General features: G+C 72.2%; 21 protein-coding genes and 1 pseudogene. 9 read left to right on the top strand and 13 right to left on the bottom strand.

What is annotated here, in order from left to right; translation table 11 throughout:
* Nucleotides 1-45: 45 nt before the first annotated feature.
* From DY240_RS22325 to DY240_RS32210, 8 genes are all read right to left on the bottom strand, one after another.
* On the bottom strand, nt 46-1,176 hold the full coding sequence (locus DY240_RS22325) for a mandelate racemase/muconate lactonizing enzyme family protein (RefSeq protein ID WP_119662040.1): 1,131 nt from the start codon (nt 1,174-1,176) through the stop codon (nt 46-48).
* A complete protein-coding gene (locus tag DY240_RS32220) occupies nt 1,173-2,006 on the bottom strand; it encodes an aldose epimerase family protein (protein WP_158602956.1) in 834 nt (277 codons plus the stop codon). Before DY240_RS32220 ends, DY240_RS22325 begins: the two co-directional genes overlap by 4 nt.
* A complete protein-coding gene (locus DY240_RS32215) occupies nt 2,003-3,412 on the bottom strand; it encodes a hypothetical protein (RefSeq protein WP_158602955.1) in 1,410 nt (469 codons plus the stop codon). The genes DY240_RS32220 and DY240_RS32215 overlap by 4 nt, the downstream gene beginning before the upstream one ends.
* Nucleotides 3,413-3,432: 20 nt before the next feature.
* Nucleotides 3,433-4,290, bottom strand: coding sequence for a carbohydrate ABC transporter permease (locus tag DY240_RS22315; protein ID WP_119662039.1), 858 nt, complete (start codon nt 4,288-4,290; stop codon nt 3,433-3,435).
* On the bottom strand, nt 4,283-5,278 hold the full coding sequence (locus DY240_RS22310; protein WP_158602954.1) for a carbohydrate ABC transporter permease: 996 nt from the start codon (nt 5,276-5,278) through the stop codon (nt 4,283-4,285). The genes DY240_RS22315 and DY240_RS22310 overlap by 8 nt, the downstream gene beginning before the upstream one ends.
* 97 nt (nt 5,279-5,375) lie before the next feature.
* Nucleotides 5,376-6,245, bottom strand: coding sequence for a hypothetical protein (locus tag DY240_RS22305; RefSeq protein WP_119662037.1), 870 nt, complete (start codon nt 6,243-6,245; stop codon nt 5,376-5,378).
* A 50-nt stretch (nt 6,246-6,295) separates the two neighbouring features.
* Nucleotides 6,296-7,909 (bottom strand): alkaline phosphatase D family protein, encoded by a 1,614-nt coding sequence (locus tag DY240_RS22300; RefSeq protein ID WP_119662036.1) that lies wholly within the window; start codon nt 7,907-7,909, stop codon nt 6,296-6,298.
* A 66-nt stretch (nt 7,910-7,975) separates the two neighbouring features.
* Nucleotides 7,976-9,352, bottom strand: coding sequence for an ABC transporter substrate-binding protein (locus DY240_RS32210; RefSeq protein ID WP_158602953.1), 1,377 nt, complete (start codon nt 9,350-9,352; stop codon nt 7,976-7,978).
* Nucleotides 9,353-9,496: 144 nt separating this feature from the next.
* Between DY240_RS32210 and DY240_RS32205 the strand changes: the two genes are divergently transcribed.
* The gene (locus DY240_RS32205) at nt 9,497-10,402 is read left to right on the top strand and encodes an acyltransferase domain-containing protein (RefSeq protein WP_158602952.1); all 906 of its coding nucleotides are present in this window, start codon (nt 9,497-9,499) and stop codon (nt 10,400-10,402) included.
* A gap of 2 nt (nt 10,403-10,404) precedes the next feature.
* Here the strand turns inward: DY240_RS32205 and DY240_RS22290 are convergent, their stop codons facing one another.
* Nucleotides 10,405-11,097, bottom strand: a complete 693-nt coding sequence (locus DY240_RS22290) for a glycerophosphodiester phosphodiesterase (RefSeq protein ID WP_119662034.1) — start codon at nt 11,095-11,097, stop codon at nt 10,405-10,407.
* Between the two features lie 108 nt (nt 11,098-11,205).
* Here DY240_RS22290 and DY240_RS22285 point away from each other — a divergent pair, with 108 nt between their 5' ends.
* The 5 genes from DY240_RS22285 to DY240_RS22265 are packed head-to-tail and all read left to right on the top strand — an operon-like array spanning nt 11,206 to nt 16,612.
* Nucleotides 11,206-12,693 (top strand): FGGY-family carbohydrate kinase, encoded by a 1,488-nt coding sequence (locus DY240_RS22285; RefSeq protein WP_199702039.1) that lies wholly within the window; start codon nt 11,206-11,208, stop codon nt 12,691-12,693.
* Nucleotides 12,690-13,310: a histidine phosphatase family protein gene (locus DY240_RS22280; protein ID WP_119662033.1), complete on the top strand. Its 621-nt coding sequence runs from the start codon at nt 12,690-12,692 to the stop codon at nt 13,308-13,310. Before DY240_RS22285 ends, DY240_RS22280 begins: the two co-directional genes overlap by 4 nt.
* Nucleotides 13,303-14,091, top strand: a complete 789-nt coding sequence (locus DY240_RS22275; RefSeq protein WP_119662032.1) for a DeoR/GlpR family DNA-binding transcription regulator — start codon at nt 13,303-13,305, stop codon at nt 14,089-14,091. The genes DY240_RS22280 and DY240_RS22275 overlap by 8 nt, the downstream gene beginning before the upstream one ends.
* A gap of 23 nt (nt 14,092-14,114) precedes the next feature.
* The gene (locus DY240_RS22270) at nt 14,115-15,572 is read left to right on the top strand and encodes an FGGY-family carbohydrate kinase (RefSeq protein ID WP_119662031.1); all 1,458 of its coding nucleotides are present in this window, start codon (nt 14,115-14,117) and stop codon (nt 15,570-15,572) included.
* Nucleotides 15,569-16,612: a 2-hydroxyacid dehydrogenase gene (locus DY240_RS22265; RefSeq protein ID WP_119662053.1), complete on the top strand. Its 1,044-nt coding sequence runs from the start codon at nt 15,569-15,571 to the stop codon at nt 16,610-16,612. The genes DY240_RS22270 and DY240_RS22265 overlap by 4 nt, the downstream gene beginning before the upstream one ends.
* A gap of 13 nt (nt 16,613-16,625) precedes the next feature.
* On the opposite strand, the gene DY240_RS32980 is transcribed toward DY240_RS22265, so the two are convergent.
* Nucleotides 16,626-16,946, bottom strand: coding sequence for an MFS transporter (locus DY240_RS32980; RefSeq protein WP_199702048.1), 321 nt, complete (start codon nt 16,944-16,946; stop codon nt 16,626-16,628).
* Nucleotides 16,947-17,046: 100 nt separating this feature from the next.
* Nucleotides 17,047-17,874: pseudogene (locus tag DY240_RS34180) on the bottom strand (MFS transporter); the annotation flags it as partial.
* A 209-nt stretch (nt 17,875-18,083) separates the two neighbouring features.
* Between DY240_RS34180 and DY240_RS22255 the strand changes: the two are divergent.
* Together DY240_RS22255 and DY240_RS22250 are read left to right on the top strand one after the other, a co-directional pair.
* Nucleotides 18,084-18,671 (top strand): dihydrofolate reductase family protein, encoded by a 588-nt coding sequence (locus DY240_RS22255; protein WP_233552823.1) that lies wholly within the window; start codon nt 18,084-18,086, stop codon nt 18,669-18,671.
* Between the two features lie 107 nt (nt 18,672-18,778).
* A complete protein-coding gene (locus DY240_RS22250; RefSeq protein ID WP_119662029.1) occupies nt 18,779-19,219 on the top strand; it encodes a VOC family protein in 441 nt (146 codons plus the stop codon).
* A gap of 10 nt (nt 19,220-19,229) precedes the next feature.
* Here DY240_RS22250 and DY240_RS22245 read toward each other — a convergent pair whose 3' ends face one another.
* Nucleotides 19,230-20,066: a helix-turn-helix transcriptional regulator gene (locus DY240_RS22245; protein ID WP_119662028.1), complete on the bottom strand. Its 837-nt coding sequence runs from the start codon at nt 20,064-20,066 to the stop codon at nt 19,230-19,232.
* Between the two features lie 98 nt (nt 20,067-20,164).
* Nucleotides 20,165-20,728 carry a TetR/AcrR family transcriptional regulator gene (locus DY240_RS22240; protein WP_119662027.1) on the bottom strand — a complete coding sequence of 188 codons (564 nt, stop codon included), beginning with the start codon at nt 20,726-20,728 and terminating at the stop codon, nt 20,165-20,167.
* Between the two features lie 88 nt (nt 20,729-20,816).
* Between DY240_RS22240 and DY240_RS22235 the strand changes: the two genes are divergently transcribed.
* Nucleotides 20,817-21,557: a nuclear transport factor 2 family protein gene (locus tag DY240_RS22235; protein WP_119662026.1), complete on the top strand. Its 741-nt coding sequence runs from the start codon at nt 20,817-20,819 to the stop codon at nt 21,555-21,557.
* Nucleotides 21,558-21,574 lie beyond the last annotated feature (17 nt).

Raw genomic sequence — 21,574 nt, 5'->3', positions numbered from 1 at the left:
TCTCTCCGTCATCTCGAAGCCGCTTTCGAATGGTCGCCACCTGCGTCAGCCGGGAAAGAGCGACCAGACGGCGTCGTCGAGCGGGATCCCGAGGCCGGGACCGTCCGGCAGCCGGGCCACGCCGTCGGCGATCATCGCGGGCGTCGACAGCACGTCGTCGACGTAGTAGTGCCGGCCGATGATGTCGTGCGGGAAGTCCTCGGCCAGCGAGTCCAGGGCACACGCCACCTGGATCTGCGCGGCGGCACCGACGCCCAGCTCGCCGTTGGACCCGATGACGACCTCCGATCCCAGGGCGCCGGCGACGCGGCCCATCTCCACGGCGCGGCCGGGTCCGCCGCTCTTGCCGATGTAGAGGCTCACCACGTCCGCCGCGTCGGCGCGCAGGACACGGACCAGGCTGGCCATGCCGAAGACGCTCTCGTCGGCGACGAGGCACAAACCCAGGCCGCGCAGGGCGGCCATGCCCTCGATGTCGTCCGGGGCCACGGGCTGTTCGAGGAACGCCGGCGTGTGCGGTGCGAACAGCTCGATCGCCCGGGCCGCGTCGCGCCGTCGGTAGCCGCCGTTGGCGTCCAGGCCGATGAAGCCCTCCGGGCCGACCAGCTCGCGCAGCTCGGCCAGCCGCTCCGCGTCGCGGGTCACGTCGAGACCGACCTTGAGCTTGTGCGCGGTGAAGCCGGCGGCGCGCGCCGCGGCTAGCGCGGTGCGCAGCCGGTCGCCGGTCCCACTGAGGCTGCACTTGACCGCCACCCGGGAGCGGACCGGCCCGCCCAGCGCCACCGCCAGCGGCACGTCCAGCGCCCTGGCGTAGGCGTCCCACAGGGCGGTCGCGACACCGGCCTTGGTGAACGGGCTGCCCGCGAGCACGGTGTCCATCCGGCGTTCGAGCGCGGCCACCGGCGCCAGCGGCTGCCCGGCCAGAGCCGGCGCCAGCGTCGACTCGATGACGTGGGCCGCGGTCGCACCGTCCTCACCACTCCACGTGAGCGTGCCGCTCACCTCGCCGAGTCCCTGGACGCCGGCGCGCGTGGTCACCCGCACCAGCAGGAAGTGGGACTCGTCGTGGGTGCCGCGGGCGCCGGAGACGAGCAGCTCCGGCCGCACACGCGGCGTGACCCTGGCGACGTCGATCGCCGTGATCACGTCCGCGGTCACTCGGTAGGGCACGGTCATGCCGCACCGTCCTCCTCCGGACGCCACGGCGTCCACGTCAGGGTGAGGTCCAGACCCAAGGTGTCACCGGCGGCGAGGTCGTCGTCCATGCGCCCGGACGGGCTCGTCACGGGCTCGACGCACACACCCTGCTCGTGCGCGGTGAAGACCGTCGCGAACGCGCCGGTCCACGTGAGGGTGAGCGTGCCCTCGCCGGGCCAGACGACGGAGACCTCCGGCACCGGGCAGCGGACCGTCTCGTTCCACGGCGGCGGCCCGAGCCCGACGAAGCGGGTCGACGGCGAGCCGTCGCCGTGGCGATACAGCATCCGGGTGCCAAGAGGAAGGTCGACCCGCGCGGCCGCTCCGTCCGGCGAGAGGTACCGCCGGAACCATGGGTGGAAGCCGATGGCGGCCGGCATGTCCTCCTCGGCGCGCAGCTCCAGCCGCAGGTGGAGGGCGTCGGTGGCGAGCTCCACGGTGAGCTCGACGGTGCCGGCGAACGGCCAGTCCTCCCCCAGCGCCGCCACCGCCCGGCCGGGAGCCGTCGGCGTCCAGGACGAGCGCCGCACGGTGCCGTGCGAGGCGTGGCCGCTCGCCTCCCGCGGCACCCGCCACGTCCGGTCCCGCCAGGTGAACCGGCCGTCCAGCAGGTCGCCGGTCCACGGCGCCATGACGAACGAGCCCCACCACAGCGGGTCGCGCCCTTCGTGCGGGACCAGCAGCTCGCGTCCGCCGAGGTGCAGCGACGTCAGCCGTCCGCCGTCGTCGAGGTCGAGGGCGGCCGAGCTCCGGGGCGTGTCCAGCCGCAGCAGGCGCGCGGCGGAGCCGGCCCGCACCCCGAGGCTCACGCGTGCGGCTCCGCGGCGAAGACGTCGCGCAGCGTGGACAGGATCCGGTGCGGGCGGTCGGCCGCGAACACGTCGATGGTCGCGACCATCGACCCCTCGCTGTGCAGCTCCCAGGTGCCCGGTTCCTCGAATCCCGGGTCCACGACGTGCAGCCCCACGGTCTCGAGGTTGTCCACGCCGACGTCGACGAAGGCGTGCTCGGTCTGCGTGGTCGCCACCAGGCGGAACGTGAGCCGGACGGTCGCCTTCCCCGCCACGGCCGGGGTGACGTCGATGGGGCCCTGGAACGCGTCGCCCTGCAGCCACAGGTTCTGTGGCTGGTCGACCACGTCGAAGTCCCAGACGACGTCGTCGTCGAGCGCGACCTGGAGCCGGTAGTCGCCCGGCTTGAGGTTGCCCATGACGAACTCGCGGCGGAACCAGAACGACAGCTCGTAGCGCGGGCTGCGCGGGTCGACCCGTACTTCCTGGACGGCGCTGGCCTGCTGGCCGGGGGTCACCGGCTTGCGTGACGCGAACAGCGCGAGCCGGCCGTTTCCGTACATCGCCCGGTTGTCCGTGGCCGGCGCGGGCGCGCCGTCCTGCTGGGTGCCGTAGGCCACGACGCCGGCGATCTGCTCCTCGGCGGCGAGGCGGACGCCCGTGCCGACGGTCTCGCGCACGTAGTCCTCGGTGGGCGGCAGCGGTGCGTCGAGGAACCGGCCGGTGTAGACGAGGAGGATGAGCTGCAGGTCGCGAGGCTCGGTGTGGGTGCGGATCTCGGCGATGCAGTCGCGCAGCGACGAGGTGATGGTCGTGTTCTCGTTGCGCCCGTCGAGGTAGGGGTAGATGATCCCGTCGATGAACGGGGCGTACTTGTCGAGGAAGGCCGGATCGGTGGCCTTGCCGATGTACGCGCAGGTGTAGAACCCGAGATCGGGGTTGACGTCGGCCTGCGCACGCTTGATCCGCTCCATGTAGTCGGGCGTGAACAGCAGCGCGTTGTCGCCGATCTCGAAGTCGTCGATCGCCCAGGAGACCAGGTTCGGGTAGCGCACGGAGAGTTCGGCGATGGCGCGCGCCCAGGCGACGTAATCGGTCATGAAGGGACGCGAGGCGCGGCCGTTCTCGGTGGTCTCGCTGGGCGGCACGATGTAGGGAATGACGTCGATGCCCGCCTCGTGCGCCGCCGGCAGGAACTCCTCGCGCAGGTCGTCCCAGTCGGTCGGCGAGTCCCACACGCCGTACAGATACGTGTTGACGTTCATCTCGACCAGGCGCCGCACGAGGGCCGGCGTGTCGATGTGCCGGTAGCCGTCGGCGCGGGCCTCGCGTTCGCGGATCGTCCCGCCGATGGTGTTGCCGCCGCAGAGTGTGGCCTTGATGCCGTGCTCGGGGATGCGTGGCCGGCCGCGGAACGAAGACATGGTCAACCTTTCGAGGAGGGTCAGGACTTCATCGCACCGGCGAGCACGCCGCGGATGAAGTAGCGCTGGAAGAGGACGAAGAGCAACGCCATCGGCACGATGCTGATCACGGCGCCGGTGGTGAGCAGCGAGATGTTCTGGGCGAACTGGGTGTTGGTCGTCGCGATGCCCACCGGCAGCGTCATCATGTGCTCGCTCTGCGCCATGAGCAGCGGCCATAGGAAGGTGTTCCAGTTCGCGACGAACGTGAAGATCGCGAGCACCGCCATGGGCTGGCGGCACAGCGGCAGGATGATCCTGCCGAAGATGCTCGCGTGGCCCGCGCCGTCGATCCGGGCGGCCTCGAGCAGCGAGTCGGGGATGCCCCTGACGAACTGGCGCAGCAGGTACACGCCGAACGGCCCCGCGGCGGCCGGGATGATGAGGCCGCTGTAGCGGTCGATCATGCCGAGCTCGGAGGCCAGCAGGTACACCGGCACGAGCGTGGCCGAGAACGGGAGCATCATGGTCGCGAGCATGACGCGGAACGTCACGTCCCGGCCGGCGAAGCGCACCTTGGCGAAGGCGTAGGCGGCCAAGACGTCCACGGCGACCGTCAGCGCCGTGACCGCCAGCGCCACCAGCACGCTGTTGACGATCCAGCGCAGGAACACCTCGTTCGACAGCAGCCGCTCGTAGTTCGCGACGGTGAGGTTCGTCAGCGAGAAGTCGGCGAAGACCGAGTCGTGCAGCGACGCGACGACCAGCAGCAGCACGGGCCCGGCGCACACGAACGAGATGACGATGGCGGTCAGGTGGATGGCGGCGGCCCGGGCGCCGCGGCGGGCGTTCCGGCGCGGCCGGGCCCCGAGGGGGCGGGCTGCGATGACGCTAGACATCGTCGGCCTCCGACCGGCTGCGGTTGATGAAGATCCCGGCGATGACCGCGGTGATCACCAGCAGCACGAGGCTCATGGTGGCGGCGTACGGCACGCTGCCGCCGTTGAAGGCGTTCTGGTAGACGTACCACATGGCCGTGTAGGTCGCGGTGCCCGGACCACCCTGCGTCATCACGTAGACCAGGTCGAACAGCTGCACCGCGTTGATAGTGACGAGCACGAGCACCACCTGGGCGACCGGCCTGATGAGCGGCAGCTTGATCTTCGTCAGCACCTGCCAGCCGCCGGCGCCGTCGATGCGGGCGGCGTCGACCAGATCGGGATCGACGTTGTTGAAGGCCGACATGAACAGCAGCGAGTAGAACCCGATGCTGGTCCACACCGTGACGACGGACAGGAACACGATGGCGGTGGTGCCGTCGGTCAGCCAGGGGACGTCGAAGCCCAGGGCGGTGGTGACGCGGTCGAGCGGACCGGTCTCGCGGTCGATGAGCATCTTCCAGATCAGCCCGGCCACCACGATCGAGAGCAGCGACGGCGTGTAGATCAGCGACCGGTAGACGCCGATGCCGCGGATCCGGCTGGAGAGCAGCAGGCCCACCGCGCAGGTGACCACGAGGGTCAGCGGGATGACCACCAGCATGAACAGCGCCGTGTTGCGCAGCGTCTCGTGGAAGAGCGTGTCGCGCACGACGTTGCGGTAGTTCTCCAGACCGGCGAAGGACAGGCCGGTGAGCAGCGAGCCGCGCTGGAACGTCAGGTAGACGGTGTAGACGAACGGGAACGCGATGAACGTCCCGAACAGCAGCACCTTGGCCACCAGGAACGGCAGCGCCGGCAGCAGCTCGCCGCGCCTGCGCCGTCGGGGCGGGGGCCGGTCGCCGGATCCGGCTCCGGGCGGACCGGCCGTCCGGACCGGCGCGGCGGACCCGCCGGGCGCGGACGCGGGGCCGGCGTTCTGTAGGACTCCTCCACTGTCGACCTGCACCGAGCCTCCTTCCGGCAATGTTTCTGTATATCGAAGATTCATTTCATATGCAGCACGCTAGAGGGTGTGGCGGCGAGGCACAAGACCACGCCGCGGGTCACGGCCCGTAGACCTCCACCTCGGTCACCAGCGCGTAGGCGTAGCCGTTGGTCGCGAGCGTGACGATCCTGACGGCGTCGGCGCGCACGCTCGGGAAGGTCGACGTGAACCCGCCGGCGGTGTGGCCGCGGACCGATGCCACCGTCGTCCAGCCGTCGTCGGTGTGCAGCTGGACGTCCCAGTCGCGCAGGGCGAACCGCGTCTCCGGATGGGTGTGGACGTCGACCCTGCCGACGTCGGCCGGCCGGGCGAGACGGATCTCAAGCTGGTCGGGGAAGACGCCCGGCGAGCCGTCGGCCCAGGCCGTCGGCGGGCGGTTGTAGCCCTCGAGGGTGTAGGTCCGATCGCCGTCGACGACGCCGCACGGCATGGTCAGGTTGCCGACGGTCGACGCGGTGGTCTCCTGGCCCAGGGCGAGGTTGGCGCCGGGCCCGGCGTCGCGCTCGGTCACCGTCACCGGGACCGTGAGCCGGCTGAACCCGGACCGCACCGTCAGCTCGTACTCGCCGGGTGGGGTGTCACCCGGGACGACCACGTCGACCGGCGTCAGGGCGGGTCGGTCGGCGGGCACGTACGTGGTGAAGGTGTCGCGCGAGAGCCCGATCGGCTCCGGCGCCGCGACGTCGATCGTCGGATAGGCCGGCTCGCCGAGGCTGCGCGCCCCGACCCGGACGGTCGAGGGCGAGCACAGCCCGGGGTCGACGGCGACCCGGCCGGGATCGGCGCTGAGCTCGAGGGACGCGGCCCGCGCCGGTTCGACGGGCGTGGTGCTGCCCTGCGGGGCGGCGATGGCGAGGACGCCGGCCGCGATGACGGCGGCGGACGCGCCGAAGGCGGCGATGGTCGTGCGGTGCCGGGGTTGGGGCATGGTGCCTCCTGGCGGCGAAGCGGGTGGGCGGCGACGGTGGGCGGCCGGCATCAGGCCTGCCGGAGGCCGGGACGGCCGTTCTCGACGTAGAAGGTGGCATCGGTGCGCAGCGGCGCGCCCGGCCGGCTCACGTAGGGAACGACCTTGAAATCGGTGCGCCACAGCTCGGAGGTCAGCTCGCACCGCACGTAGCCGCGCTGCACGTTGTAGTACGGGATGTGCGGCAGCTGCGAGGCCAGTGCGTCGCGTCCGGGATCGGTGTCGCGGCCGTCGCCGGAGCTGCTGATCGAGGTGCCGACGAACTCCGTGCCGACGGTGGCCGAGTCCGGGTCGTCGAAGTCGGCCTTGATCTCGCACGCGTTGTTGGCGTGGACGTCGCCGGTCAGGACGACGGGGTTGGCGACCCGGCGTTCCTGGAGGAAGCCGACGATGCGGTCGCGACTGGCCTCGTAGCCGTCCCACGCGTCCATCTCGTATGACTCGCGGTCGTCGGCGGCGTTGAGGTCGAGCTGCGAGAAGAAGACCTGCTGGGCCAGGACGTTCCACCTGGCCGGCGACCCCGCCAGGCCGTCGAGCAGCCACTGCTCCTGCGTGGCGCCCAGCATGGTCCGGTTCGGGTCGCGGCTCTCGTCGCTGGGCGGCTTGACGCCGTCGCCGTTGGCCTGGTCGCTGCGGTACTGCCGGGTGTCGAGCACGTTGAACCGGGCCAGGCCGCCGTAGTCGAAGCGCCGGTAGAGCGGAAGGTCCGGCCCGTCCGGGAGGCTGCCCAGCCGCAGCGGCATGTGCTCCCAGTAGGCGCGGAACGCGTTGGCCCGGCGGACCAGGAACGCGGCCTCGGCCTCCTGCGGGTGGTAGAAGGAGTAGTCCGACGCCCAGTTGGAGAGCACCTCGTGGTCGTCCATGGTGACGATCCACGGAAACGCCGCGTGGGCGGCCTGAAGGTCCGGGTCCGTCTTGTACTGGGCGTACCGCGCGCGGTAGTCGTCGAGCGTGAGCAGCGTGCGCTCCGGGAAGTGGCCGCGGCCGAGCGTGCCCTGGTCGGCGCCTTCGTAGATGTAGTCGCCGAGGTGGAGCACGACGTCCAAGTCCTCGCCGGTCAGGTGCTGATAGGCGGTGTAGTGGCCGACCACGCGGTGCTGGCAGGACACGAAGGCGAACGCCAGCGAGTCCGGTGCGGAGCCGTGGGCGGGCGCGGTCTTGGTGCGCCCCGGCGGCGAGATGCTGTCGCCGGCGCGGAACCGGTAGAAGTACCGCGCCGCGGGCCGCAGCCCGCGCACGTCGACGTGCACGGAGTAGGCGAACTCCGGCCGGGCCAGGACGTTTCCACGCCGCACCACGCGCCGGAACGCCTCGTCCTCGGCGAGCTCCCACTGCACGGGGATCGAGATGCGCCCGTCCAGGCCGCCGAACGCGGCGAGCGGGTCCGGCGCCAGCCGGGTCCACAGCACGATGCCGTCGGGAAGTGGGTCGCCCGACGCGACTCCCAGCGTGAACGGGTAGGGCAGCCGGCTGCGCTGCGGCGAGGTGTCGGCCGTCGCCAGAGAGCCGCCGAAGGCCAGAGCGGCCGCCGCGCCGGTGACGGTGAGGAAGCGGCGTCGCCCCCACCGCGCGGCGAGGAGCTCGCCGGACGTCGGGCGCGGTACCACGGGATCGTCGAGAGGCATGACAGTCCTCCGCTTCGGTGCCGGGAACGGCACGGGTCGACGTGCTGAGTGGGTGCCGCGCTCCGGTCAGGCGGCGCTGGCCATCTGCCGGATGCCCTCGGAGGCCTCGGAGATCATCGCGTCGAGCGGCTGCCCGTTGAACAGGTAGTCGTTGATCTTGCCGAGGAGGAACTCCTGCGGCTGGTACGGGAGCACCAGCGTGGCCCGCGCGTACTGGCCGTACTCGGTGGCCTCGTTGAGGAACGTGTTCATGCGCGGGTCGGCGAGCGGCTCCTCGTAGAAGTTCCCCTCGACGGGGCGGGTGGGCTGACCGAGGATCATGCGGATGTAGCGGTCGGCCTGCTCGGGCTGGAGCAGGAACCTGGCGAACTCGTAGGCCGCCTCGGGGTTCTCGCTCTCGGCGGCGATCGCCCAGTAGCCGCAGCCGGCGACGATGTTGCGGCCCGCGGGCCCGCCGGGCAGCGGGACGACCTTGAGCTGCGCGTCCGGATACTGCTTGCAGAGCTCCTCGGACAGCGGCGGCATCCACTGCATCCCGGACCTGCCCGAGATCGTCGCCTGGCTCCAGCGAGCGTCGTCGGCGAACGTCCCCTGCGGAACCGTCGCGCCCGAGTCCACCAGGCGCTTCATCACTTCCAGCGCCTCGCGGCCCTCGGGGTTGTCGAAGCCGATGTCGTCACCGGCCTCGTTGATGTAGTCGCTGCCGTAACCCCAGAAGTACTGCCAGACCCAGTTGTCCTCCTGGGTCGGGATGGACGACCACGCCATCCCCCAGTGCTCGACGTTCTCGGGGTCGAAACCGGGATCCTTGAGGTTGCGGCCGCTGGTGTCGAACGTCAGAGCCTCGGCGAAGCCGATCATCTCCTCGAACGTCGTCGGCAGCGGCGGCTGGCCCGCCTTCTCCCAGATGGCGACGTTGAGGCCGAGCGGCTGGAAACCCTGCGTGAACGGGACGGCGAGCAGTTCCCCGTTCGCGCCGGTCGCGGCGTCGAGGTACGACTGCGGCTGGCCGTTCGTGAAGTACTCCAGGTCGTCGTCGCTGGCGAATTCGCGGAAGTCGGCCAGCACGCCGGTCTCGCGCCACTTGTTCATCCACGGAATGATCTGGTAGGCCACGTCGGGCGGGTTGTTGCCCGAGTAGCCCGCCGTGTACTTCGTGAGCGCGTTCTCCCACGGGATGACGAGGCTGGTCGCACTGATGTCGCCACCCGAGGCCTCGTCGATGCCCTTGGCCATCTCGTCGGTGAAGGCCTTCATCGCCTCGGGCGACGCGTTCGGCGTCAGCCAGAAGGCCAGCTCGGCGCTTCCTCCGCCGGAGCCACTGCTGCTGCTGTTCTCGCCCAGACCGCACGAGCCGAGGAACGCGGCGAGGCCGGCGGCGCCGCCGAGCTGGAGGACTCTACGACGCGACATCTGGGCGGCCACAGGGGTGCGAGTGAACACGGGAACTCCTGTCGTGGATCTTCGATATTTCGAAGATAGAGTCGATATATGCAACCATAGTGCGGTGGCGGCGACCAGCGCAATGGGTTGCGACCCAGTTGTCTGCGCTCCCCCAGCCGCCGGCGTCGAGGAGAGGACACGCACATGCGGGAGTGGAACGCCACCGAACTGCCCTCGGCGGGCGAGGCCGATGACTGGCTCGCAGAGCTCGGCGTCGACGTCGGCGACCGCGCCGCGATCCTGGCGCTCCGCCCCGCGCTCGCGGCGTCGCCGGACCTGCTGGCGCTGCTCGCGGACCGCCGACGGCAGCTGATCACCGGGATGGGCGACCCGCGGCCGATGCCGATGTGGGGCGACATCGGCGCCCCGCACGAGCGGGTCGGGAACCTGTTCTACGTGTGGGTGTTCCTGTCCGTGCTGCCCGCACTGCGCGTGTTCCATGAACGGCACGGCGTGACGCGGCACAGCGGCAACCGGATCCTGGGGAACCTGGCCGGCCAGCTGAGCGCGTACCGGTCGCTGCACGGCGTCGCCGGGCTGAGCGAGCAGAACTGGCTGACGCGCCACTTCCGCGGCACGATCTTCGACCTCGGCCGGCTCCACGTGGAGCGCACGTACTTCGACGAGGACCTGCCGGCATCCTCCCGGCCGGCACCGGCCCTCGGCGAACCCGTGCTCTCGCTGCACATTCCCGAGGGCCGGCTGACACCCGCGGCCTGCGACGACTCCGTCGCCGCCGCCACCGCGTTCGTCCGTCGCGAGTTCGGGCACGAGCGGTACCGCTTCGCCGTCTGCACGTCGTGGGTGCTGGATCCGCAGCTCCGCTCGTACCTGGCGGAGAACTCGAACATCCTGGCCTTCCAGCGCAGGTTCGAACTCTCTCCCCGCCGCGGACCGGACCGGACCGACACAGTGATCGAGTTCGTGTTCAAGCGTCCGGCAGCGGACCTGGCCGCGCTCCCGCAGGACACCTCCCTGCAGCGCGCACTGGTCGGTCACGTTCGCGCCGGCCATCCGTGGCACTTCCGCACGGGGTGGTTCGCCCTCTGACGTCATGACCGCGGCCGCCCGATCCGCGCCAGCTCGTCGCCGATGACCCCCGGGTGGTCGGTGGTGAACCCGTCGACGCCCAGGTCGAGCGCCCGACGTAGCTGATCGGGGGTGTTGACCGGCCACACGCTGACCTCCATGCCGTGCTGCCGGGCCCGCGTCACCAGCGCCCGGGTCGTCCCCGGCCAGCCGAACAACACCCGGGAGGCGGCCAGGTCGGCCGCGTGCGCCAGAGTCTCGGCGGAGCCCGCTGAGGCGATCAGCCCCACGGGCGCGGCAGGGAACAGCCGGACGAGGTCGGCGACGACGCCGGGATCGAAGGCGCACGGTGAGATCCGGCCGAGGTCAGCGGGCCGGCTCTGCAACAGCTCGGCCAGCGGCTCCACCGCCTCCGCCGCCTTGATCTCCACTTGCAGCCGCGCGCCGACGCCGTCGAGCACCTCCTCGAACGACGGGATCCGCTCACCGCCGGCGTCGAGCGCCTGGATCTGCTCGAGCCGCAGGTCCGCGACGGCGCCGGTCCCGTTCGTCGTCCGGTCCACCGTCGCGTCGTGGATCACGACGAGCCGCCCGTCGGCGGACACCCGCAGATCGAGCTCGATCTCGCCCGCTCCGTCGGCGACCGCACGCCGGAACGACGCCAGCGTGTTCTCCGGCGCCTCCGCCGGAGAGCCGCGGTGTGCGCAGATGAGCATGACAGCGCTCCTCTCTCGGCCGGGTCCGGCCGGATATCACAGGCAGGGCGGGCGAACATAACACATCGGAGCGTTGTAGTTAACGGACAAGTGTGTTATCTCTACGATGTGCACACGGAGTCGCGGCCCGCCGAGGCCATCTGGGTCGGTATCGACCTCGGGACCCAGAGCGTGCGCGTCCTCCTCGCCGACGACGCCGGCCGCGTCCTCGCGCTCGGTTCCGGCCGGCTCACGAGCCGTCGCCCCGCCGCCGGCGCCCGCCGGCACGAGCAGGACCCGCGCCAGTGGTGGGAGGCCGCCGGTGCGGCTTCGCGGCAGGCGTTCGGCGCGCTCACGCTCACCCAGCGCCGAGCGCCGGTCGGTGCGGTCGCCGTCTGCGGCACCTCCGGAACCGTGCTGCTCAGCGACGAGCACGGCGTCCCGCTCACCCCCGCGATCATGTACGACGACGCTCGCGCGGCGGACGAGGTGGACCGGCTGAACGCGCGGCTCGGCGCCGGGGCACCGGTCCAGGTGTCCTGGGCGCTGCCGAAGATCGGCTGGCTGCTGCGCCGCCACCGGGCCGGTGGTGCCGCTGGCGCCTACGTCGCGCACAGCGCCGACGTGATTGCCGCGGGGCTGGTCGGACACCGTGTGAACACCGACAGCAGCCACGCGTTGAAGTCCGGCTACGACGTCGTCGCCGGGCGATGGGACCGCCGGCTCCTCGACGCGGCCGGCCTCGACCCGGCGGCCCTTCCCGCCGTCGTCGCGCCGGGCAGCACGCTGGGCACCGTCACCCACGACGCCGCCGGCCACACCGGCATCCCGGCCGGCACCCCGGTCGTCGCCGGAATGACCGACGGGTGTGCCGCTCAGATCGCCGCCGGCGCGCTCACACCCGGCGCGTGGAACTGCGTGCTCGGCACGACGCTGGTGCTCAAGGGCGTCTCCTCCGTGCTCATCGACGATCCTGCCGGGGCCGTCTACAGCCACCGCCACCCCGACGGCGGGTGGCTCCCGGGCGGCGCGTCCAACGTCGGGGCGGGCGCCGTCGCGGCGGAGTTCGGCGGCGAGGACCTCGACGCGCTCGCCGGCGAAGCCGGGCGCCGGTACGAGCCGGCCGGCGCCGTCGTGTATCCCCTCACGGCCCGCGGTGAGCGGTTCCCGTTCGTGCGTCCCGACGCCACACGGTTCGAGCTGGGCACCGTGTCGAGCCGTGCGGAGCGGTACGCGGCCGTCATCCAGGGCGTGGCCTTCGTCGAGCGCCTGTGTTTCGAGCGACTCGCCGAGCTGGGCGCCGACGTCTCCGGTCAGGTGAGCATCACCGGCGGGGCGACGCGCAGCGGCTACTGGAACCAGCTCCGCGCCGACGTCCTCGGCCGGCCGCTGATCCTGCCGCGGACCCCGGAACCGGCCTTCGGCATGGCCGTGCTCGCCTCGGCCGCACGGCGGCCGGCCGTGGCCGAGCGGGCCGCGGCCATGGTCGCCCGGCGCGCCGTGATCGAGCCGCGCGCCGACGCGCACGAGCGGCTCACCACCGGCTACCGGCGGCTGGTCGCCGAACTGGACCGCCGTGGCTACCTGGGTGCCTCGCTCAGGGCGAGCCGCCGATGAGCACCCTGGTCACGCTGGCCCGGCACGGCCGCACGCCCTGGCACGAAGGCAACCGCTACACCGGCTCCAGCGACATCGGCATCGACGACGTCGGCCGGCGCCAGGCCGCGGCCCTCGCGGCCTGGGCCGCACGCACCGGCCCCGACGCCCTCTACGCCTCCGGCCTGCTGCGCTCGCGCCAGACCGCCGAGGCCGTCGCGGTCGCGACCGGTCTGGCCGTCGCCGTCGACGACCGGCTGGGCGAGCTCGACTTCGGCGCGGCGGAGGGCCGCACGCTCGGCGAGCTGCGGTCGGCCGATCCCGACGTCGTCGCCCGCTTCCTGGCCGACCCGGTCGATCACCATCTGCCCGGCGGCGAGCATCCAGAGCGCGCCGCGGACCGGGCCGAGGTGGCGCTCCGCGAGATCGCCGCCCGGCACCCTGACGGCCACGTCCTCGTCGTCGCGCACAACACCATCATCCGGCTGGTCGTGTGCCGGTTCCTCGGCGTTCCGCTGCGCATGTACCGCACCGCGCTGCGCGGCATGGAACCCACCGCGACGACGGCACTGACCTTCGACGCCGATGGGGGCGTGATGCTGGAGCACTACAACCGCGAGGCGACCGGCGATGACTGAGCGGCCGACGTCGAGGCTGGACCGCCTGCAGCGGATCGCCGATCACGTCCTGCGTGAGGGGTCGGTGTCGGCCGGCGAGCTCGCGCAGGTGTTCGGCGTCAGCCTCATGACGGTCCATCGCGACCTCGACGAGCTGGAGCGCCAGGGCGTGGTGCGGAAGTTCCGCGGCGGCGTCAGTGCCCAGCCGTCCAGCGTCTTCGAGAGCAACCTGCTCTACCGCCTGCGGACCGCGACGGCGGAGAAGGCGGCCATCGCGCGGCACGCGCGCACGATGATCGAGCCCGGCATGGCGGTCATGCTCGACGACTCCACCACCACGCTCGGGGTGGCCGAACTGCTCGGCGAGGTCACGCCGCTCACGGTGATCACGAACTTCCTCCGCGTCATCAACGCGACCAGCGCACAGCCCGGCGTCCGCCTGATCGCGCTGGGCGGGGAGTACTACCCCACGCACGACTCGTTCCTGGGCGTGCCGTGCATCGAGGCGATCGAGTCGCTACGCGCCGACGTGCTGTTCACCTCGACGTCCGCGGCCTCGGCCGGGCACGCCTACCACCAGGAGCAGGAGATCGTGCTGGTCAAGCGGGCGATGATGCGCTCGGCGAACCGGAAGGTCCTGCTCATCGACCACACCAAGCTGGGCGGCACCGCGCTGCACCAGCTCGCCGCGCTGACCGACTTCGACGACGTCGTGGTGGACGGCGGCGCACCGGCCGACGTGGTCCGGGCACTGCGCGAGAGCCGCGTCAACGTGCACGTCGCGCCGCTGCACACCGACTGACGTACGGCCGCGAGGAGGCGATCATGTACATCGGCGTCGACATCGGCACGTCGCTCACCAAGGCCGTCGGCTACTCCGTCGACGGCGCTCAGCTCGCTGTCCACAGCGTGCCGACCGAGCTGACACACGGCGACGACGGCCGCGTCGAGCAGGACGTCGACGCCGTCGTGGACTCCGTGGCGACGGTGGTCCGGGCGGTGGCCGACCGCCTGCCGGGGCCGCCGGACCTCGTTGCGCTGACGGGGCAGGGCGACGGCTGCTGGCTCACCGGCGCCGACGGCGTCCCGGTGCGGCCCGCGGCGTCATGGCTGGACGGTCGCGCTGCCGGCCTCGTGCGCCGGTGGGACCGCGACGGCACGGCCGACGAGATCCTGGCCCGCAACGGCGGGATGATCTTCCCCGGCGCCTCGGCGGCGATCCTGGCCGCCCTCGACCGCGACGAGCCGGACGTCCTGGACCGCGCCGGCACGGCGACGCACTGCGTCGGGACGGTGTTCGGCCGGTTGACCGGCGAGCGCGCCATCGACATCTCGGACGCCTCCTATCCCCTCCTCGACCCCCACCGGCGTGCGTGGTCCGACGAGATCCTCGAGCTCACGGGGCTGACGCATCGGCGCGACCTGCTGCCGCCCGTGGTGACTCCCGGCGGGCCCGCGGCTGCGCTGCGGGCGTCCGCCGGCTCGGCGCTCGGCGTGCCCGCCGGCACCACGGTGAGCGCCGGGCCGTACGACCTGATCGCCTCCGCCCGCGGCAGCGGTGTCGTCGCGCCCGGTGACGGCCTGCTGATCATCGGCACCACGCTCGCCTGCCAGGTCGTCACCGACGACCCGGGGCCCATCGGGCACCGCGCCGGTCTCCTGCTGGGGACCTGGCAGGCGGACCGGTGGATCCGGGCGATGCCCGCCATGGTCGGGACCGCCTCGCTCGGCTGGCTGCTGCCGCTGGTCGGCGCCGACGTGAGCGAGCTGCCGTCATTGCTGGCGGCGTCGCCGCCGGGCGCGCGCGGGGTGCGGGTCCTGCCGTACTGGTCGGCGTCCGGCGAGCGGGCGCCGTTCGTGGACGGGTCGGCCCGGGGCCGGTTCGACGGGCTGCACCTTGGCACCACCCGCGCCGATCTGGTCCGGGCGCTCTGCGAAGGGCTGGCCTTCGCCGCCCGGCACTGCTTCGACGCCGCGGGTCTGGCCGGACGGCTCGCCGTCTGCGGCGGGGGCGCGCAGAGCGCGGAGTGGACCCAGCTGTTCGCCGATGTGCTGGGCCGGCCGCTGGACGTCGTCGACGTGCCGCAGGCCGGGGCGTACGGCGCGGTGCTGTCCGCGTTGGAGGCGCGCGGCGAGGAGCCCGGATGGCCGGTGCCGTCGCACGCGGTGGAGCCCGATACCTCGCGCGCGGCGCTGTACGACGAGGCGTTCGCCGGCTACCTGGAACGGGTGGAGCGAGCTCGCGCGGAGTGGGCCGCGACGACGACGGAAGGACGGGCATGAGCCGGATCCTCTTGGCCGGGGACCACTTCGTCCGCAACGACCTGCTCGCCGACCGGCTCCGGGACGCCGTGGGTCATCCGGTGGAGCTGCGGACGCTCACGCTGCCCTGGCCCCACGTGCCGTTCGGCCCGGTCGCCGAGGTCGACGAGGCCTCCGACGCCGAGGACGAGATGCTCCCCCTGCTCGATGGCGTCGAGGTGCTCGTCACGCAGATGGCGCCGGTCACGCGCCGGGTGCTGGCGGCCGCCCGCTCGTTGCGGCTCGTCGTCTGCACCCGCGGCGGGCCGGTGAACGTCAATGTGCCGGAGTGCACGGCCCGCGGCGTGCTCGTGTGCAACACCCCGGGCCGCAACGCCGTCGCCGCGGCCGAACACGCCGTCACGCTCATCCTCAGCACCGTCCGGGCGATTCCGCGCATCCACAGCACGGTCGCCGCCGGCCAATGGCGCAGCGATCTCTACGCGTACGACGAATGCGGGCTGGAGCTCGGCGGGTCGACCATCGGGCTCGTCGGCTACGGCGCGATCGGCCGGCGCGTGGCCGCGATCCTCCGGGCCTTCGGGGCACACGTGCTGGTCACCGACCCGTACGTCACGGCGGCGGACCTGCCGGACGGTCTCGCGCTGGTCGAGCTGGGCGAACTGCTGGCGCGCAGCGACGTCGTCAGCCTGCATACCCGGCTCACCCCCGCCACCGCCGGCCTCATCGACGCGGCCGCGCTGGCAGCGATGCGGCCGGGCAGCTACCTGGTCAACTCCGCCCGTGGCGGCCTGGTCGACTACGACGCGCTCGCCGCGGCACTGGACCGCGACCATCTGGCGGGCGCGGGGCTGGACGTCTTCCCGGCAGAGCCGCCACCACCCGACTGGCCGCTGCTGCGCTCGGACCGGGTCGTCATGACGCCGCACCTCGCCGGTGCCACGAGACAGACGGCACACCGAGCGGCCGAGCTCGCCGCCGCGGCCGTCGCCGCCTGGGTCGCCGGTGACACACCCAGCGACCTCGTCAACCCTGAGGTCGCCGGAGGGCCCCCGGGATGACCGGTGGGGCGGCTCAGCGCTCCACTCGCCGCAGGTCGCGTACGGCCGGGATCGCCAGCAGCAGCGCGCAGGTGACGATCGCCGCGGCCGCGGAGACGAACAGCAGCGGCACCGTGCCCGCGATGACCGCGAGCGGCCCCGCGACCGCCTGGCCGATCGGCTTCATCACCAGCGAGCCGGCCGCGTCGTACGCGTGCACCCGGCCGAGGACGTCCTGCGGGATGTGCGTCTGCACGCTGGTGTGGAACATGACGATCCAGAACGCCGCGCCGACGCCGCTCATCGCGAAGCACCCGGCGACGACGGGCGCCGGAAGGCCGAGCGCGACGCTCAACGGCATGACGGTCCACAAGCTCATCGCGAAGGCGCCGGGCCCGGAGCGGATACCGCGGGCGCAGTCTGAACGCGACGAGCCCGCCCAGCACGCTGCCCGCTCCGAGCGCCGACATGACGAGGCCGAACGTCGCCGATCCGTGGTCGGTGACGATCGTGCTGTAGCCGAGGGTCATGGCGGGACCGGAACCGGCCAGCTGCCAGAGCATGTAGACGACGATGACGCTCCACAGCCAGGTCCTGGCCCGGAACTCCCGCCACCCTTCGACGAGGTCGGCGCGGAACGACGACACGCCACCCCGCTCGGCCGGGCCCATCGGGACCGAGCGGATGCGGAGCAGGCAGGCGCCGCTGATCGCGTACGTCAACGCGTCGAGTGCGACCACCGCCGCGGGTGACGAGACCACCAGCAGCAGACCGGCCAGCGACGGACCGATCACGGCGGTGACGGACTCGGAGATGCGCAGCGTGGCGTTCGCCTTCTGCACGTCGCGAGCCACGCGCGGGGTGATGCTGGCGACGCCCGGCTGGAACATCGCGCTGCCGGCCCCGACCAGGGCCAGCAGTACCAGGATCTGCCACAGATCCGGCGTACCCAGCAGGAACAGCAGCGCGAGCACCGTCTGGACGCACAGCCGGGCCGCGTCGGAGATGATCATCAGCCGCCGGGCGCCCAGGCGGTCGGACAGCACGCCGCCGAAGATGATCAGCGCCGCGAACGGCGCGATCAACGCGGCGAGCGCGTAGCCGACGCCGCTCGCCCCGTACCCCGCTTCGATCACGGCGGCCGTGATCGCGACGGGGAGCATCGTGTCGCCCAGCAGCGAGGACGTACGAGCGGCGAAGAACAGGCGGAAGTCCGCCGTCCACAGCGGCGGCTCGGACGCGTCGTCGACGTGCGGGTCACGCGTCGGGTCCGAACCAGCCACTGCTCACCGTCCCAGCTGCCGTCGATCGCGAACAGGGCGATACTCCCGCGTGGCAGTCTCCACCATTCCCTGGAGCGCGGTGATCACCCGCCCGTGTGACGGCGTCCCGGCGGACGTGAAGCAGAGATGAAGCGGCCTCGTGATTCGCTGGACCCGTCCACGGTTCGTCGCGACAGGAGGACCCGATCGTGTCCCGCTCAGTGCTGTACATGTCCATGTCCCTCGACGGCTTCATCACAGGTCCCGACGACGGCCCGGAGAACGGCCTCGGCACTGGCGGCGAGGTGCTGCACGCCTGGCTGTTCGACGGCGACAACGAGGCCCGCGGTGGGGCCGGCCTCCCGGTCATCCGTACCAGCGCGGCCAGCCTGCCCGTGGTCCACGAGATGCTGGCCACCGGCGCCGTGCTGACGGGCCGGCGCACGTTCGAGGCGGCCGGCGGGTGGGGTGGCGACCACCACGACGGCGTCCACATCGAGGTGTTCACCCGCACCGAACCGGGCGCCGACGCGATTCAGGGACCCCACGTCCACTACGCCACCGACGGCATCGAGGCGGCCATGGCACGCGCCAAGGCGGCCGCCGGCGACCGCGACGTGATGGTGCACGGGGCGACGACGGCGCAGCTGGCGCTGCGGGCCGGGGTGCTGGACGAGCTCGAGATCCACCAGGTCCCCGTGCTGCTCGGTGGCGGCCGGTCGCTGTTCGGCGCGTTGGGCTCGGCCCGACCCCTCGACCTCGTCCGTGTCATCGACGCGCCGGGGGTCACTCACCTGCGATACCGCGTGGTCCGCTGAGCGCGCGCGGCGCCGTCGCCGAACCGCGCTCTGCCGGCATGTCGAGAACGCCGCTGCGGCTCCGTCCCCGAAGCACGAGACCGAACGAGCACCGGAGGATCGCAGTCATGACACACGTCAAGCAGTTCGACCATGTCGGCATCACCGTCGACGACCTCGACGCGGCGACGACGTTCTTCGTCGCCCTGGGACTGGAGGTCGAGGGCCGCGGGTTCCTCGAGGGCGAGTTCATCGACACGGTCACCGGCATCCCGGACTCGCGGTCGGAGATCGTCATGCTCCGGCCGCCCGGCGGAGGGACCGGGCTCGAGCTCGCGCGCTTCGTCCGGCCCGACCACGTGCCCGGATCGCCCACCGCGATGGCGAACGAGCTGGGTATACGTAACGTCGGCTTCGAGGTCGACGACCTCCAGGCGGCCGTCGACCGGGTGGCGGCGGACGGATACGGGCTGGTCGGCGCCATCGGTCAGTACGAGAACAGCTGGCGCATGGCCCACGTGCGCGGGCCGGAGGGCATCGTCGTCGCGCTGGCCGAGCGGATCGGCTGACACGAAGACCTCACACAGCCTGCGAGCCGATGACGGAGAGCAGTCGCAGCTTGTCGTGGCTCTCGCTGCCCGGGATGGCCGTGTAGACGAGCAGATAGTGCGACTGGTCAGGGTCGATGAGCGTCTGGCAGGTCAGCTCCAGGGCGCCCACCTCGGGGTGGACGAAGTGCTTGACCTCGTGCGGGCGGACGCCGACCTCGTGGTCGTCCCAGAGCGTGCGGAACTCCTCGCTCTCGGCGAGGAGGCGCTCGGCCAGCTGTGCTGCCCGGGATCCGGGGCCGCGGCGCGTGACGACCTCGCGGGCGCCGGAGACGAACATCCGGGCGAGGAACGCGTGGTCCTCCGGCGCGTACAGCTGCCGGGTGGCCGGCATCGTGAACCAGCGGTAGGCGAGGCAGCGGGCGGCGCCCGTGTAGCGCGTCGTGTCGCCGGTGAGGGCGACGCCGAGCGGTGTCTGACGCAGCGTCTCGCCCACCTCGGTGACGATCTCCGCCGGCGTGTCGCCGAGCCGATCGAGAATGCGCTGCAGGCCGGGGCTGATGTGCTCGCTCGTCTCGCCCCGGGCGGGCGGGTGATGACCGGCGAGCCGGAACAGGTGGTCCCGCTCGTCGAGCGAGAGGTGCAGCCCCTGCGCGATCGAGGCGGTCATCTGCTCCGACGGCTGCGGCCCGCGCTCCTGCTCGAGCCGGGCGTAATAGTCGGTCGACATATGGCAGAGGACCGCGACCTCCTCGCGCCGCAGCCCGTTGGTCCTGCGACGCGGCCCGCGCGGCAGGCCGACGTCCTCGGGTTGGAGCGACTCGCGGCGGTGCCGGAGGAACTGCGCCAGCCCGGTCCGATCGATCATGTGTCGTTTCTACCGCCCGGGCTCACCCGTTGCCACGGATCGTCGCTCCCCCCATCTCGGCGGCGCCGGGGCCGGCCCAGCTGAGAGGGCCTGCCGCGTCAGTCGTCGAGGATCCGTTCGGCGAGCTGGCGGGCCGCCGCGGCGGGGTGCGTCTCGGGCCGGACGGCGCCGACGGCCAGCGTGCCGTCGATGAGCAGGAGCAGCTGATCGGCGGCGTGGGACGGCCGCGGGTGGTCGAGGGCGCGCAGCTCGCCCTCGAGGAGGTCGTGCACGTGCTCGCGATAGCGGCGGATGACGTCGTGCCCCGGGTGGCCGGGGTCGGCCAGGGCGAGCTCGGCGCCGAGGTACCGGCAGCCGCGGAAGTCGGGCTCGGCGATGACGTCGCCGAGCCGGTCGAAGACGGCCAGCAGGCGGCGGCGCGGGTCGTCGCCCGCTGCCTGCATGGCCCGCTGGTACGCGGCCTCGTCCTCGGCGGCGCTCAGGCGCAGGACCTCGGTGATCAACCCGTCCTTGCCGCCGAAATGCTCGTAGAGCGACCGCCGGGCCACGTTCGCGGCCTTCAGCAGGGCGTCGACGCCCACGCCGACGCCCTGCTGGTAGGTCAGCTCCTTGGCGGCGTCGAGCAGGCGTTCCCGCGGTCCCGGCCCGGTGCGTGTGGTCACGCCGCTCAGTCTACTTGACGAGTAGATCGATCAGTCTATACCGTGAATGATAGACCGACTGGTCTATCTATTGACGAGGAGTCCCGCCATGCCGACTCGCACGACAGCCGACACCATCGACCGCTTCAACCGCGTCTTCACCGACCACGACGCCGAGGGACTCACCGACCTGGTCGGGGACGACTGCGTCATGGAAGCCATCCAGCCGGCCCCCGACGGCGCCCGCTACGAGGGACGTGACGCCTGCCTGACGTTCTGGCGGGCGCTCGCGGCAGACCGCACCAGCCGGTTCGAGCCCGAGGAGGTCGCCGTCTCCGGCGACCGCGCGACCATCCGCTGGCGGTACCACTTCGGCGACGGTCCGGCCGACTCGGTGCGCGGCGTGACTCTCCTGCGGGTGAGCGACGGCCTGATCGTCGAGGCCCTCGCGTACGGCAAGACCGGCGGCGTCCCGCTGGCCGCCGAGACCGTCGGCGCCGAGCGGACCACCCGCGAGGTCCTCGACCGGTACAACGAGGCCTTCCGCCGGCACGATCCGGCGCTGCTGAACGACCTGATCGCCGACGACTGCGTCATCGAGGACTCGGGCCCGGCTCCGGACGGAGCACGCCGTGAGGGCGGCCCGGCATGCCTGGCGCGATGGTCCGAGCTCGCGGGGAACCGTGCGCTGCGGTTCACACCGGAGACGGCGGAGGTCCACGAGGATCTCGCGGTCCAGCCGTGGCTCCTGCAGTGGGGCGACGGCGAGCAGGACCGCGTCCGCGGCGTGAACCTCATCCGGGTCCGCGGTGGCCGCATCGTCGAGGCGCGCGGCTACGTGAAGGCCTGAGGGCAGCGCTCCCGGCC

The organism is Jiangella rhizosphaerae (genome assembly GCF_003579925.1).
GTDB lineage: Bacteria > Actinomycetota > Actinomycetes > Jiangellales > Jiangellaceae > Jiangella > Jiangella rhizosphaerae.
The sequence above is the reverse complement of the archived record's forward strand: the minus strand, read 5'-3'. Positions and strand labels throughout refer to the sequence as shown.

What these genes read in the sequence shown, in the direction of transcription:
- DY240_RS22275 (WP_119662032.1), top strand. Translation starts at nt 13,303, where the DNA reads ATGACTGAGCGGCCGACGTCGAGGCTGGACCGCCTGCAGCGGATCGCC.
- DY240_RS32215 (WP_158602955.1), bottom strand. Translation starts at nt 3,412, where the DNA reads ATGTCTTCGTTCCGCGGCCGGCCACGCATCCCCGAGCACGGCATCAAG.
- DY240_RS22270 (WP_119662031.1), top strand. Translation starts at nt 14,115, where the DNA reads ATGTACATCGGCGTCGACATCGGCACGTCGCTCACCAAGGCCGTCGGC.
- DY240_RS22280 (WP_119662033.1), top strand. Translation starts at nt 12,690, where the DNA reads ATGAGCACCCTGGTCACGCTGGCCCGGCACGGCCGCACGCCCTGGCAC.
- DY240_RS22300 (WP_119662036.1), bottom strand. Translation starts at nt 7,909, where the DNA reads ATGCCTCTCGACGATCCCGTGGTACCGCGCCCGACGTCCGGCGAGCTC.
- DY240_RS22305 (WP_119662037.1), bottom strand. Translation starts at nt 6,245, where the DNA reads ATGCCCCAACCCCGGCACCGCACGACCATCGCCGCCTTCGGCGCGTCC.
- DY240_RS22250 (WP_119662029.1), top strand. Translation starts at nt 18,779, where the DNA reads ATGACACACGTCAAGCAGTTCGACCATGTCGGCATCACCGTCGACGAC.
- DY240_RS22265 (WP_119662053.1), top strand. Translation starts at nt 15,569, where the DNA reads ATGAGCCGGATCCTCTTGGCCGGGGACCACTTCGTCCGCAACGACCTG.
- DY240_RS22245 (WP_119662028.1), bottom strand. Translation starts at nt 20,066, where the DNA reads ATGATCGATCGGACCGGGCTGGCGCAGTTCCTCCGGCACCGCCGCGAG.
- DY240_RS22315 (WP_119662039.1), bottom strand. Translation starts at nt 4,290, where the DNA reads ATGTCTAGCGTCATCGCAGCCCGCCCCCTCGGGGCCCGGCCGCGCCGG.
- DY240_RS22235 (WP_119662026.1), top strand. Translation starts at nt 20,817, where the DNA reads ATGCCGACTCGCACGACAGCCGACACCATCGACCGCTTCAACCGCGTC.
- DY240_RS22290 (WP_119662034.1), bottom strand. Translation starts at nt 11,097, where the DNA reads ATGCTCATCTGCGCACACCGCGGCTCTCCGGCGGAGGCGCCGGAGAAC.
- DY240_RS32205 (WP_158602952.1), top strand. Translation starts at nt 9,497, where the DNA reads ATGCGGGAGTGGAACGCCACCGAACTGCCCTCGGCGGGCGAGGCCGAT.
- DY240_RS22255 (WP_233552823.1), top strand. Translation starts at nt 18,084, where the DNA reads ATGTCCATGTCCCTCGACGGCTTCATCACAGGTCCCGACGACGGCCCG.
- DY240_RS22325 (WP_119662040.1), bottom strand. Translation starts at nt 1,176, where the DNA reads ATGACCGTGCCCTACCGAGTGACCGCGGACGTGATCACGGCGATCGAC.